General features: G+C 63.4%; 9 protein-coding genes, 1 tRNA gene and 2 pseudogenes. 2 read left to right on the top strand and 10 right to left on the bottom strand.

Going from position 1 to position 13,092, the window contains the following annotated elements; translation table 11 throughout:
• Positions 1-44: 44 nt before the first annotated feature.
• A pseudogene (locus tag AU465_RS28525) lies at positions 45-299 on the top strand (leucine zipper domain-containing protein); the annotation flags it as partial.
• Positions 300-407: 108 nt separating this feature from the next.
• Here AU465_RS28525 and AU465_RS28520 read toward each other — a convergent pair.
• From AU465_RS28520 to fdnG, 9 genes and pseudogenes are all read right to left on the bottom strand, one after another.
• On the bottom strand, positions 408-860 hold the full coding sequence (locus tag AU465_RS28520) for a hypothetical protein (RefSeq protein ID WP_192255571.1): 453 nt from the start codon (positions 858-860) through the stop codon (positions 408-410).
• A gap of 19 nt (positions 861-879) precedes the next feature.
• Positions 880-975: transfer RNA gene (locus AU465_RS28515), tRNA-Sec, on the bottom strand.
• Between the two features lie 126 nt (positions 976-1,101).
• Positions 1,102-2,931 (bottom strand): annotated as a pseudogene (selB, locus tag AU465_RS28510) (selenocysteine-specific translation elongation factor); the annotation flags it as partial.
• Positions 2,928-3,716, bottom strand: a complete 789-nt coding sequence (locus AU465_RS28505; RefSeq protein ID WP_192255569.1) for a tetratricopeptide repeat protein — start codon at positions 3,714-3,716, stop codon at positions 2,928-2,930. The gene AU465_RS28505 and the pseudogene selB, both read right to left, overlap by 4 nt.
• Positions 3,703-5,121, bottom strand: a complete 1,419-nt coding sequence (selA, locus tag AU465_RS28500) for an L-seryl-tRNA(Sec) selenium transferase (protein WP_192255567.1) — start codon at positions 5,119-5,121, stop codon at positions 3,703-3,705. Before selA ends, AU465_RS28505 begins: the two co-directional genes overlap by 14 nt.
• Positions 5,122-5,128: 7 nt before the next feature.
• The gene (gene fdhE, locus AU465_RS28495; protein ID WP_192255565.1) at positions 5,129-6,046 is read right to left on the bottom strand and encodes a formate dehydrogenase accessory protein FdhE; all 918 of its coding nucleotides are present in this window, start codon (positions 6,044-6,046) and stop codon (positions 5,129-5,131) included.
• A 104-nt stretch (positions 6,047-6,150) separates the two neighbouring features.
• On the bottom strand, positions 6,151-6,855 hold the full coding sequence (locus AU465_RS28490) for a formate dehydrogenase subunit gamma (protein WP_192255563.1): 705 nt from the start codon (positions 6,853-6,855) through the stop codon (positions 6,151-6,153).
• Positions 6,842-7,792, bottom strand: coding sequence for a formate dehydrogenase subunit beta (fdxH, locus tag AU465_RS28485; RefSeq protein ID WP_192255561.1), 951 nt, complete (start codon positions 7,790-7,792; stop codon positions 6,842-6,844). The genes AU465_RS28490 and fdxH overlap by 14 nt, the downstream gene beginning before the upstream one ends.
• A gap of 12 nt (positions 7,793-7,804) precedes the next feature.
• Positions 7,805-10,891, bottom strand: coding sequence for a formate dehydrogenase-N subunit alpha (gene fdnG / locus AU465_RS28480; protein ID WP_192255559.1), 3,087 nt, complete (start codon positions 10,889-10,891; stop codon positions 7,805-7,807).
• 211 nt (positions 10,892-11,102) lie between these two features.
• On the opposite strand from fdnG, the gene selD reads away from it, so the two are divergent.
• Positions 11,103-12,167 (top strand): selenide, water dikinase SelD, encoded by a 1,065-nt coding sequence (selD, locus tag AU465_RS28475; protein ID WP_192255665.1) that lies wholly within the window; start codon positions 11,103-11,105, stop codon positions 12,165-12,167.
• A 519-nt stretch (positions 12,168-12,686) separates the two neighbouring features.
• Here the strand turns inward: selD and AU465_RS28470 are convergent.
• The coding region (locus tag AU465_RS28470) for an aminotransferase class I/II-fold pyridoxal phosphate-dependent enzyme (RefSeq protein ID WP_192255557.1) at positions 12,687-13,092 on the bottom strand (406 nt) is incomplete at its 5' end.

Below are 13,092 nucleotides of genomic sequence, written 5' to 3'. Positions count from 1 at the left end.
GAAAGCTGAGGTTGTCAAAGCTTCAGTGGTTCCCGGAGGGCCGAATGAACATCCACAAGAATGCCCGTTTGACGCCGTTGCCTCGAGAGGAGATGGCCCGCGCGGTTGTTGAAGGGCGTCTTTCCAAAGCCGCTGCGGCGCGGACCTATGGCGTGACGGCGAAGATCGTGGCGCGCTGGGTCGAGCGTTTCCTGTCGCAAGGACCTGCCGGCATGGCGGATCGCTCGTCGCGACCGAAGAGGAGCCCGGCACAGACCCCGGCAACGATTGCCGACGAGATCGCGGCGTTGCGTCGCCGGGTTGGAGACGCTCCATTGCGGCAGTCCGAGTTGCCAATGCGACCGCGCAAGTCGACCGAAGCCGTCCTCAGCATTGCGGGTGCTGCAATGCGCTGGGGACCGCTTGTTTCAAAAATCGACGACAGGCGTGTCCGGCATCTGGTGCTCGAATAGTGTCCAGAACGGAGATCCTCGCGTTTCGGCGTACCAATTCTCGAAATCCGCGAGGGCGTCGTGGAGGTCCGTTGCAGGTCCGTCCTTTCCCGATTTGGAAGCGCGGAACACCGCCAGCGCAACCGGGGCGAAACGTGTAGTCACTTCGGAGCGCGGCTCGCTGTCCGAAGTCCAGCCGAGACGCATGCTCAGGACGGCGAAGGCGCCCGCTACGGCTACCTCCTCGCTTTCCGCCGAAGCGATGGCCTCGGCGATCGCCTGCATGAGGTTGAAGCGCCTGAAAGCGAATGCGCGTTCCTGCTCAAGCGTCGCAATCCGCACGGCGGCATCCCGCCGGAAGTGTCCCTCGGCAGTCTTGGCAGCCTCGGCCGCAGCTTTCAGTTCATGCAGGAAAGGGGCCGTCACCATTGTCGCGTCTTCAACCGGATGGCGGAAGAGAGTGGGAGTCGAACCCACCAAGGACCGTCTCGCGGCCCCTCCCGGATTTGAAGTCCGGACGCCCCACCGGGGACGCTGCTCCTCCAGAAGTCTTTACAGTCTGCGACTCATTATCGTCTGCGTTGCGAAACAGATCCAGCCGTTGGCTGTTGAGGCGTCGCAGATCGCCGCGCCGCAAGGTGACGCCGTGCCGATCCAGAAATTCGAGAATATTAATGGCGACCTTGCGCCCGCAACCCGCCCGGTCGCGAAACCGGGCAGCGCTGAACTGCCCGTCAAGCTCGCCGGCTAGATCACGGGCGATTTCAACGATCTCGGCCAGCGCCGAGCGCAGGAAAAAGTGATCGTGCGCGATCTCATGCACTTTCCCAATGCGGCCGGTGAGCTTCAGAATCCGGCGGATTTCCGTTTCCGGTCTGGCCAACGCACCGGCGATATCGCGCACCCGCGGCGGATGCAATCGCTCAAAACCACTTATCAGCGGCTTGATCTGCAGCCAAAGCGCCTCTTCCCTTGGCGCGAGATGGACCTCGTGGCCCGGAAGCCGCACCCAGGCGCCGTCAAGGCCAAGCTCGCCGCTTCGAGCCAGGCTGCGCAGAAGGGCGGCAAATGGGGGAGCCGGGAGACGCGGATCGAGCTGAAGGCGCAACCTTTCCGCTGCAATGCCCGGCACATCCGGATTGCTGGCGTGAAAGGTCTCCAGGGTCGCGATCAGGTCCCGTTTGAGCTGCGCCCAGCATGTTGACGATACTGCAAAGCGTGTCCGATCGGCGGGAATATCGAAGAGGCCGAGACGCTCGATCAGACGTGCGGTCTCGCCGGCGCCAAGCGCTCTATCGCGCGCGAACACGCCTAGGTCCAGGTAGTGGGGAGGAGCCTCGAGAAGCGCTGCTACGGCCTTCTCGGGGGAGGGGATTGCATATGCATCGAGCCTAGCCAACCGTTCAGGGCCACGACGCTTGCGGCTCGGCGCCCTCAAATCAATGAAGCGCCCGCCGCCGATGGTCCGCTGTGCCGAGGTGTCTCGAACCACATAGGCGTCGCCGGCGGCGGCCGCGATCGGGCTCTCCAGAACCAATTGAACCTTGGCAATGCCGCCGGGCGCGATCGGGTCGTCGCCGAGAAGCACAATCCTGGCTCCGACCTCGGCGGCAACATGATGGAGCCGTACCGGAAACCATTGACCGATCGACTTGTGCTCTCCCGATAAAACACGCAGCTCCGCGTCGATCCGATCCGTGGGTGCATGAAGTTCTGGATCGAGGACGACGTCACCGCGGCGGATTGCTGCCTTGTGGATGTCTTCGCCCGTTAGGTTGAGCGCGCAGCGGTCGCCGGCCTTGCCGCGTTCGGCCGCCCGGTTCTGGGCGTGGATCGAGCGCACTTTCGCTTCCAGCCCCGATGGGCTCACCGCAACCTTGTCACCGATGCCGACGGAACCTGAAAGGACGGTACCAGTCACGACCGTGCCGATTCCATGCAGCGTGAAGCAGCGATCCGCCGCCAATCTGAAGCGGCCCGAAGCCGCGCGACTGACAAATCGCCGCGCCTCCTCGAATAGCCGGCGTCGGAGATCGTCGATGCCTTCGCCGGTGGCGGTTGAGACCGGAATCAATTCGGCCTCGGCGAGAGCGGTATCCGCGAGCGCGGAGCGGATGTCCGCTGCAACGGCAGCGCGACGATCGGATTCGGCCAGGTCGGACTTCGAGAGCACAATCAGACCGCGCTTGATGCCAAGGAGATCGATGATCGCCAGATGTTCACGCGTCTGCGGCATGACGCCGTCGTCGGCCGCCACGACCAGCAGCACGAGATCGATGCCGCTGGCGCCGGCGATCATGGTATGCACGAAGCGCTCATGGCCAGGAACGTCGACGAAACCGACGATGTCCCCGCTCGGCGTCGGAAGATAGGCGAAGCCAAGATCGATCGTCATGCCTCGCGCCTTCTCTTCCTGGAGCCGATCCGTGTCGACGCCGGTCAGCGCATGCACCAGCGCCGTCTTGCCGTGGTCGACATGTCCAGCCGTCCCGACGATCATGGCATAGGCTCCTCGAGCGACGTCGTGGCGCGGCGCTCGGCCTCGGCGATTTCGTCCGCGGTGAGCGCAGCGCGTGCCGCCTGCATATACCGGCCTGCGAGGACGCTACCGCCTGCTTGCGCGCGCAGGAGCCAGGCGTAGGCTTCGACAGCGTCGGCGGGAACGCCCGCCCCGAGATGGTAGGCAGCGCCGAGCATGGCCTGACCGTCCGTATCGCCGAGCAACGAGGCCTTGCGCCACCATCGGACCGCTTCGCCGGGATCGCGCGATACGCCGAGTGCATTGTGATAGAGCATGCCGACACGGGTCATCGCCGATGCGATTCCTTGCTTGGCGGCGGCCAGCGCCCAGCGTCGCGCTTCGGCAATGTTAGGCTCGATCACCTCACCCTCGAGCAGCATCCAGCTCAACATGTCCTGCGCCGGTCCGTCGCCTTGTTCGGCCGCGACCAGATAGAGTTCGGCCGCGCGGCGGTAATTCTGTTCGACGCCTTCGCCACGGAAACAGAGGGAGGCGAGGTTCCGCTGCCCGACCGGATCGCCGGCTTCGGCGGCGAGCGCCAGCCAGCGGAAGGCGAGATTGCCGTCACGCTCGACGCCGAGCCCCTCGGCGAAGCAGGCGCCGACGTTGTTTTGGGCGCGAGCCGATCCAGACCGCGCCAGCGGCTCCCAGATGCCGAGCGCCGTGGCGTAGTCGCCGCGCTTGGCAGCGTTGAGGGCGACGGCTAACTGGTCAGCCACGGATGTCCGGGACTGCTTGTGCGCGAGACGATCAAGCCACCGCACCACTGCCTCCTGGAGAGAAGCTCGCAAGATTGGCCGCCAAGCCGGCCTCGTCCTCGAGGCAGCGCAGATCGAGCATGAGCGCATGCTTTTCGATGCGCCCGATCACCGGAACGGGCAGCGCCCTCAATGCTGCCGCGAGCGCTTCCAGGGCCTGACCGCTTCCTGATTGGTGGCTGATGGCAAGCCCGGCGCTCGGCACAGTGTCGAGCGGCATTGCGCCCGATCCGACCTGGCTGCGGCAGTCCGCGACGTCCACTGCAAATTCATCGCCGAGAACGTTGGAAAGGACGGGAGCGAGACGCCGGGCCTGCGCGACAATATCGACAGCGGGGCGCGCGAGCAGCCTCAGGGTCGGCAAACGTTCCACCAGACGATCCGGATTGCGGTAGAGTTTCAGCGTCGCCTCCAGCGCGGCCAGCCGGAGCTTATCGAGGCGAAGCGCCCTCTTCATCGGATTTCGGTTGATCTCGGCAAGAAGATCCTTCCGGCCGACGATGAAACCCGCCTGCGGCCCTCCGAGGAGCTTATCGCCAGAGAAGGTGACGAGATCGGCGCCGTCCGCAATCGCCTCGCCCACGGTAGGCTCGTGCGTGAGTCCGTATTGTGTGAGATCGATGAGCGTGCCGGAGCCGAGATCGTGGATGAGAGGCACACCACGCTCCCTGGCGATCACCGAAAGCTCGCGCGCCGAGACCTCCGCCGTGAAGCCATCGATCCGGTAGTTGGACGTATGCACCTTGAAAAGAAGCCCGGTCGCCGGACCGATGGCCGACAGATAATCTTTGGGATGCGTGCGGTTGGTGGTGCCGACCTCAACGAGTTTCGCGCCCGCGCGGGTCATGATGTCCGGCATGCGGAAAGAGCCGCCGATCTCGATCAATTCGCCGCGCGACACGACGGCCTCGCGGCCAAGCGAGAGCGTGTTGAGAACGAGAAGGACTGCGGCGGCGTTGTTGTTGACGACGGTCACGTCCTCGGCCCCCGTGAGCTCGCATATGAGCATCCGCAGGTGATCGTCACGTTCGCCGCGTCTGCCTGTCCCGATGTTGAATTCGAGCGCCACCGCTTCGCCCATGGCAGCGCACATCGCCTCTAACGCCTCGCTCGCGATGAGCGCACGGCCGAGATTGGTGTGCAGCACAGTGCCGGTCAGGTTGAAAACCGGGCGCAGCGATGGGCGCTCCGCGGCCTTGAGGCGGACGAGCGCGTCGGCGGCGAGGTCGCTCGGCTCAGGCACTGCGGCCCCGGTACGGCAGGCCGCCCGTGCTTCTTCGAGCGCTTCCCGGATGGCGCGCGTCGCGGCCTGCTGCCCGAAGCGCTCGACCGTTGCGGCTGCGAGCGGAGACTTGAGCACGCGATCGACTGACGGGAGATCGCGCAGGCGGCTTGTAGGCAGACTAGTCATCGCGCCCTCAATAGCCGATCAGGAAAGGGTTGAAGGATCCACGGCGATAGCCGCCTTCGCGGACGAGGATGTCGAGCCCAAGCGTCGCCACGTCATCGGCGACAGGATCGAGGCCGGGATCCTTATGCTGATGGAGGACCTTCACATAGCAGCCGCAGGAATCGCAGGTCTCGGCCTTCACCGTGCCCGGCCCGCCGTCGATCTCCTGGTAGCCGATGCCCTTGGTCGAGCCGCACAGCGTGCATTTGATGCGCACGTAGTTCCACAAAGTGCCGCACAGCGAGCACGCGCAGAACCGCGCCCCGTGCGCGCCCTGCCAGCCGACGATGATCGAGGATGTCGGCGGGCTGCCGCAGGCGGGACATGCGCCGTCGCCTACCGGCACCAGCGCGCGGGCATCGAGGCGGGCGGCGAGACGGGCGAAGTGAACCTGCAGCGCGGCCGCGACGTAGATGTGCTCGGCGAGCGCCTCCATCGGAATCGCGTCGGCGAGCACATTGCGCACCATGCCAGCGCGCTTCGCCGGAGTAGCCTGCTTCAAACGGTCCAGCGCATCGGTCGCGGCGACCGTCTTCTTGATCTCCGACGCCGCGACGACCAGGCGGTCGAGTGTTTCGGCGGCCCTGTCGAGCGCGAGGTTGCCGCGGTCGAGCGGCGGCATTCCAAAGCTGCGCGCACGCTCGCGTGCTGCGGCATCAGGCATCTCCGGCTCCGCCAAGCCTTCCTGGATGCGGTGCTGGACATCGGCGAGAGCGGCAAGAAAGCGAAGATAGGGACCCAGGTCATGGCCTGCCGCCAGCGCGTTCCACCGCTCAGCGCGGCGACAGAACAGAAGCATAGGCTCAGGAAGGCGGGCAAAAGGAGGAGCGGAGACTTCGCCAATGGCGGTGGGGTCGGAACCGGCCGAAATGATCTGTCTTGGCATTCGAACCTCACGAACCGCACGGGCCACGTGGTGCCTGACCGGCGCACACAATCATGCGCAAACACAAAAACTAGGGCGCAAAAGTCATCCCGCCAGCACCCGCTCTATTCGGCGGGCTTCGACCCCGACGATCCCGTTCCCTTGCTCGATCTGGTGACGAGCTCCCGCAGCCATTTGCGATGATGCCGCCAGGCCCAACCGCCAGTCACCCGTCCGCGGGTCATGGCGGAAATGGTGCCACGCACCCAAATGGCCGAGTAGAAATGGACGATCCAGACGCCGATGATCACCACCGCAGCGATGGAGTGGACAAGTATGGCCACGCGCTTCTGATCGATTGTCGTATACTGGGAGAAATATTGATCCCATGCCACCAGTCCGCTGGAGATCAGGATCACAATCAACACCGACATTGACCAGAAGACGAGTTTCTGGCCGGCATTGTACTTGCCGACCTCGGGGACATTGTCCTCGTGATTGGCCAACACGTCACGGAAACGCGCGAGCCACGTTCCGTCATCGCGTCTCCACAGGTTGGCCTTCCAGAACCGAAGGAAAAGCCCAAGGAAGCTGAAGAAGAGCACGACGCCGATCCATGGATGGATGAAGCGCGTGAATTGACCCCCGCCGAAAAGGCGCGACAGGAAGAACAGGCTCGGGTGAAACATCGCGAGGCCGGACAGGGCGAGCAGGATCAGGCTAGCCGCCGTGATCCAGTGGTTGATCCGCGCCCCGACTGTGTAGCGGTCCACGATAACTGGCTTGCCGGGATGTATCTGTTCGTTTGGCTTCAGGTCATCGGCGGGCATGGCTGTCGCCTTCCGTCAACTCTTCGGCGTGCTCCTCATCCGCCTCGGTTACCCTGTTCGGTCCCATGATCAGATGATGGAGCAAGCCGACGCCGGCTGCCACGCCCAAGACCGTGAGGCCCGCATATTTGGTCACACCTTTCCACGCCTCCACGAGCGGACTGATCCTCGGGTCCTTCGGCAGGCCCGAGTAGAGTTCCGGCTGGTCGGCATGATGGAGCACATACATCACATGCGTTCCTCCGACGCCCGGCGGATCATAGAGGCCGGCATTGGCGAAACCGCGCGACTTCAGATCCTCCACACGCTTTGCGGCCCAGCCCTTCATCTCATCCTTGGTGCCGAACACGATCGCCTGAGTTGGACAGGCCTTGGCGCAGGCCGGGCCCTGGCCGACCGCGACGCGGTCTGAGCAAAGCGTGCATTTATAGGCCGTGTGGTCGACCTTGGAGATGCGCGGGATGTTGAACGGGCACCCCTTGATGCAGTAGCCGCAGCCGATGCAGTTCTCGTGGACGAAATCGACAATGCCGTTCGAATACTGCACGATGGCGCCCGGCGCCGGACAGGCCTTCAGGCAACCGGGGTCGGCGCAGTGCATGCAGCCGTCCTTCCTGATCAGCCATTCGAGCTCGTTGGTTTCGGGGTTGTCCCATTCGCTGTAGCGCATCAGCGTGAACATGTCGGGCGTCAGGTCGGGAGGATTTTCGAAGGCACCGGCGAAGACGCCGACCTCCGGGTGCGTGTCGTTCCACTCGATGCAGGCCGTCTGGCACGCCTTGCAGCCGATGCATTTGGAGACATCGATGAGCTTGGCGACTTCCGTCAACTGCTGCTCGGGGGCAGGCACGGTCGACGCCGAGCGGCGGATGAGGTCCTTCTCGGAAAAACGCGGCGCCGTCTGCGTCGTCGAAGGATTGGGAAGAGGAGGAAACATCGCTTGCCCCTCCTATGCCACCGGGCCCGGTGCGGGCTCGATATTGACCAGGAACGCCTTGTACTCGGGCGTCTCGATATTGGCGTCGCCGACAAAGGGAGTGAGCATGTTCGGGCCGAAGCCTTTCTTCGCCGCTCCAGTGAAGCCCCAGTGCAGCGGAATCCCGACGATGTGAATGGTCTTGCCATCGCAGGTAAGCGGCTTGATCCGCTTGGTCACCATGGCCTTCGCCACAACCGAACCGCGCTTCGACCAGACGCGGACCCAGCCGCCCTTGGTGATGCCCTTCTCGGCCGCCAGCTGTTCCGAAATCTCCACGAAGAATTCCGGCTGCATCACCGCATTGACGATGACGTGCTTGGTCCAGAAGTGGAAATGCTCGGTCAGCCTGTAGGAGGTCGCCGCATAGGGGAAGTCCTTGGAAGCCGCTTCGGCAAACTGGGCCATGTCGCCCTCGAATACACGAGCGGCCGGATTGCCGCGGACTTTCGGCGCGACCGGATTGACGATCGGCGACTCGAACGGCTCGTAGTGCGCGGGGAATGGTCCGTCGCGCATCATGCCTCGGGTAAAGAGACGCGAGACGCCTTCCGGGTTCATGATGAACGGACCGACCTGATCGGGCTTGGCAGTAGGCACAATGTCGGGCACGTCGTAACCCGACCACTTGGCGCCATCCCATTCGATCACTTTGCGGCTTGGATCCCAAGGTTTTCCGGTGAGGTCAGCCGACGCCCTGTTGTAGAGGATGCGGCGGTTGGCGGGCCATGAGAACGCCCATTTCGAATAGAAGCCGGCGTCGTCCGGATCGGTCGTATCGCGCCGGGCCATGTTGTTGCCGTTCTCGTTGAAGCAGCCGGAATAGATCCAGCAGCCGCAGGCGGTCGAGCCGTCGTCACGCAGCGCGGCAAAGGCCGGCAGCAGCTTGCCGGCCTCGGCCAGCACCTTCGTCGGGTCGGCCGTGTCGGTCACCCTGGCAAGCGCCCTGCCGTTGATCTCCTGGGCAAGCTCCTCGGCCTTCGGATCGCCGGGATCGGCATAAGGCCAGTTGAGCTTGACGATCGGATCGGGGAAGGCGCCGCCTTCCTTGGTGTAGAGCTCCTTCAGGCGCAGATAGAGCTGCGCCATGATCCACGTATCGCGCTTGGCTTCGCCGGGGGGCGTGCCACCGGCCCAATGCCACTGCAGCCAGCGCCCGGAATTGACCAGCGAGCCGTCGTCCTCGGCGAAGCAGGTTGAAGGCAGCTGGTAGACCTCCGTCTGGATCTGCGACGGATCGACATCGTTGTACGGCCCATGGTTCTCCCAGAACCGCCCCGTCTCCGTGTCCAATGGATCCATGATGACGAGGAATTTGAGCTTCGAGAGGGATTCGATCACCTTCTTCTTGTTCGGGGCCGCCTGCAGCGGGTTGAAGCCCTGGCAGAAATAGCCGTTCATCTTGCCTTGGTGCATCAGCTCGAAAGCGCGCAGCAGATCGTAGCCCGGCACGTCGAGCTTCGGCAGATAGTCATAGGCGAAGTCGTTCTGCGGGGTCGCCGCGCTTCCCCACATCGACTTCTGGAAGCTGACAAAGAACTTTCTGTAATTCTGCCAGTAGCTCATCTGGTTCGGCCGCAACGGCTTGAAGCCGCGGGTCGACATGTAGGCTGCCAGATCCGGCTCCTTCTGCGTTGGCAGCGTGAGATAGCCGGGTAGCAGGTTCGACATCAGCCCGAGATCGGTGAGCCCCTGGATGTTGGAGTGGCCGCGCAGCGCGTTCATGCCACCGCCGCGTATCCCGATATTGCCGAGAACAAGCTGCAGCATCGCCATGGCGCGGATGTTCTGCGAGCCCTTCGAGTGTTGGGTCCAGCCGAGCGCGTACATCGACGTCATCGCCTTGGTCGGCGAAGAGGTTTCCGCGACCATCGCGGCTACCTTCAGGAAGCGGTCCTTGGGCGTGCCGCAGATGCGCTCGACCATCTCAGGTGTATAGACCGCGACATGCTTCTTGAGCAGATTCCAGACGCAGCGGGGATTCGCCAGTGTCTCGTCGACAACCGCAAAGCCATCCGGACCTATGTCATAATCCCAACTGGATTTGTCATAGTCCCGCTTCGCCTCATCATAGCCGGAGAAGAGGCCGTCCTGATATGTGAAGCCCTGCTTGACGACATAGGTCGCGTTCGTGAACGCCTTCACATAGTCCCATTGCACCTTGTCTTTCTGGATGCAGTAGTTAATCAGGCCGAGCAGGAAGGCGATGTCAGTTCCCTGGCGGATCGGCGCGTAAAGATCCGACACCGAAGCCGAGCGCGTGAATCGCGGGTCGATGACGATAAGCTTGGCGCCGCGGTTGGCCTTCGCTTCCGTGACCCATTTGAAGCCGCAAGGATGCGCTTCCGCGGCATTGCCGCCCATGATTACAACAAGATCCGTATTCCTGATGTCCGTCCAGGAATTGGTCATTGCGCCGCGGCCGAATGTTGGGGCGAGACTCGCCACCGTTGGGCCGTGTCAGACACGCGCCTGGTTGTCGAACACCAGCATTCCGGCGCTGCGCACCACCTTGTAGGTCGCGAACGCGGTTTCATTGGTCGAAGCCGAGGCAGCGAGAAAGCCTGTGGTGATCCACCGGTTGACCGTCACGCCGTCATTGTTCCTCGCGACGAAGTTCTTGTCGCGATCGTCCTTCATCAGGCGGGCGATGCGGCCAAGCGCGTTTTCCCAGCTTATCGGCTCGAACTTGTCGGACCCGGGTTTGCGGACCATCGGATGCTGCAGGCGGGTCGGAGATTTCACGAAGCCGAGCAAAGCCGACCCCTTGGGGCACAAGGTGCCGCGATTGGTCGGGTGGTCGGTATCGCCCTCGATATGGGTGATGTCGGCCTGCTCGCCCTTTCTAAGATCGCCCTTCGAATACATGATGATGCCGCAGGCCACCGAGCAGTAGGGGCAGGTGTTGCGCGTCTCGACCGTGGTTGCGAGCTTGAAGGGCCGTATGGCCACCGCGTATGCGGCCTCGATGTCGCCGAAGCCGAGGGCTCCGATCGCCGTGCCGGCGAGACCCGCGCCTGCCGCCTGCAGGAACGCGCGCCGTGAGAGTTCAACATTCATCTGGATTTCCTCCCGAATTCCATGCCCATGGGGCATCCAGAACCAAGGAATACTGACGCCATTTTGAGCCGAATTGGCGCAATGTCAAACACTTAGAGCGCAGATCGAAGTCGGCAAATGTTTCGCGCAGGAAAATGCGATTGACGCTTTTCGGAACGTGGTCCTACAGTATCGCGTGGTCTTGGAAACGGCTCCCGCGTTGCGGGGCGATATCACCGAAGCTCCTCTGCGCCTGACCAGCCTTGCTCATGGCGGCGGTTGTGGTTGCAAGCTGGCGCCGTCCGTCCTCCAGCAGCTTCTTGCCGAGCAGGCGGAACCTGGCCCCTTCAGGCAGCTCCTTGTCGGTACCGAAACCGGGGATGATGCCGCCGTCTGGCAGATCGACGACACGACCTGCGTGATTGCGACCACCGATTTCTTCATGCCGATGGTGGACGATCCATACGATTTCGGCCGGATCGCCGCGGCCAATGCGCTCTCCGACGTCTATGCAATGGGCGGGCTGCCGATCATGGCCTTGGCAATCGTCGGAATGCCGATCGAGAAATTGCCGACGCACATGGTCCGGGAAATCCTGAAAGGCGGCCGCGACATCTGCGCTTCGGCAGGGATACCGATAGCGGGCGGCCATTCGATCGATTCACCGGAGCCGATCTACGGGCTTGCCGTGATCGGCACCTGCCGGCCAGCGGACATCCGGCGCAATTCGGGAGCCCAGCCGGGAGATGCGCTGATCCTGACCAAGGGGCTCGGCGTCGGGGTCTATTCAGCGGCCATCAAGAAGCAGACGTTGTCGCCTGACGGCTACGAAGAGATGATCGCTTCGACAACCCTTCTCAACCGGGTTGGTTCGGATCTCGCGCGGGATGCGTGCGTCCACGCTATCACCGATGTGACCGGCTTCGGCCTGCTCGGACACGCCCTTGAGATGGCGCGCGGCTCCGGCTGCACGTTCGTCATTTGCGACCACGACGTTCCCGTCTTTGAGGAAGCGGCAGTGCTCGCGGAGCGCGGTTTCGTCACCGGCGCGTCGCGGCGCAACTGGTCGAGCTATGGCGATGCAGTGCTCCTGCCGCCGGATATGCCGGAGTGGCGACGCCATCTTCTTACCGATCCACAGACTTCGGGGGGGTTGTTGGTTGCCTGCGAGGGGGACAGCGCCGCGGCGCTCGTCGACAAGATTATCGCGGCAGGTTACCCCTCGGCCAGACTTGTGGGCCGCGTCGAACCTGGCTCGGCCTCCATAGTCGTCAATGCGAGACCGCGAAAAGCGTAGGGTTTCACTCCAGCCGCCGCAGCGCCCTCGGCACCGAAGTTGAAACATTTCGGTCTAAAAATCGGCGGGTACCGCGACGGCCCGCATGGCGCTGGATTGGAATGCTGGCGAGTTTGGTGCAGCGTCCGTCAGGCGTCGCGTTGTTGTCCGATTCGTTCGCGACAGATCGCGGTCGCCTGTGCACCGAAGGTCGAACTTCGCATTGGGTCAGATCATGTCGATGCATACAGCGAGCCCCGAGTCCGCTTCTGAACGTCCGCGCACCAGGGCCATCACGACTACTATTCAAGTAACTGGCTCTGCTGATAAGTTTTCGATCTGCCCATAAATGCCAAGCTTCTGACACGAGAGTTTGGCGACGAGCCAATATTTCTGTTGCAGTCTTCGGCGGCCGCTGACGGATACTCGGCTCCAGTAACGGCTCGGACCAAGAGCTCAACTCCCATCCGAGCGTCTTGGCATCAGCGCGAAACTTCGCGGACGACGCGGTCTTTGTGGCCCGCCTGGTAGATTCCGCTCTCACCCGCCTGACTTCGGCACCAGCAGCGGAATGATGCGGTCGCTCTTGGCCACCGCAGGGCGCCCGGAGGCGGCATAGGGGATGCCGAGCGCGTCCCAGGTCTCGACCAGCGCGTCCTGCAGTTCGGCGATCAGCGCGTCCGAATGGAACGGCGTCGGCGTGATGCGCAGCCGCTCGGTGCCGCGTGGCACGGTCGCATAGTTGATCGGCTGGATGTAGATGCCGTGCACGCCGAGCAGGCGGTCGCTCGCCATCTTGCAGAGCTCGGGATCGCCGACCAGCACCGGCACGATATGGGTGGAGGATTCCATCACCGGCAAGCCGGCCGCGGCAAGGACCTGCTTGGTTCTGGCTGCCTGGCGCTGCTGCGCGTCGCGCTCGGCCTGCGAGCGCTTGAGATGCCTG

This window comes from Mesorhizobium silamurunense (assembly GCF_014843905.1).
Classification (GTDB): Bacteria; Pseudomonadota; Alphaproteobacteria; order Rhizobiales; family Rhizobiaceae; genus Mesorhizobium; species Mesorhizobium silamurunense.
Note: the sequence above shows the minus strand (reverse complement) of the source record. Positions and strands in the feature narration are given on the sequence as shown.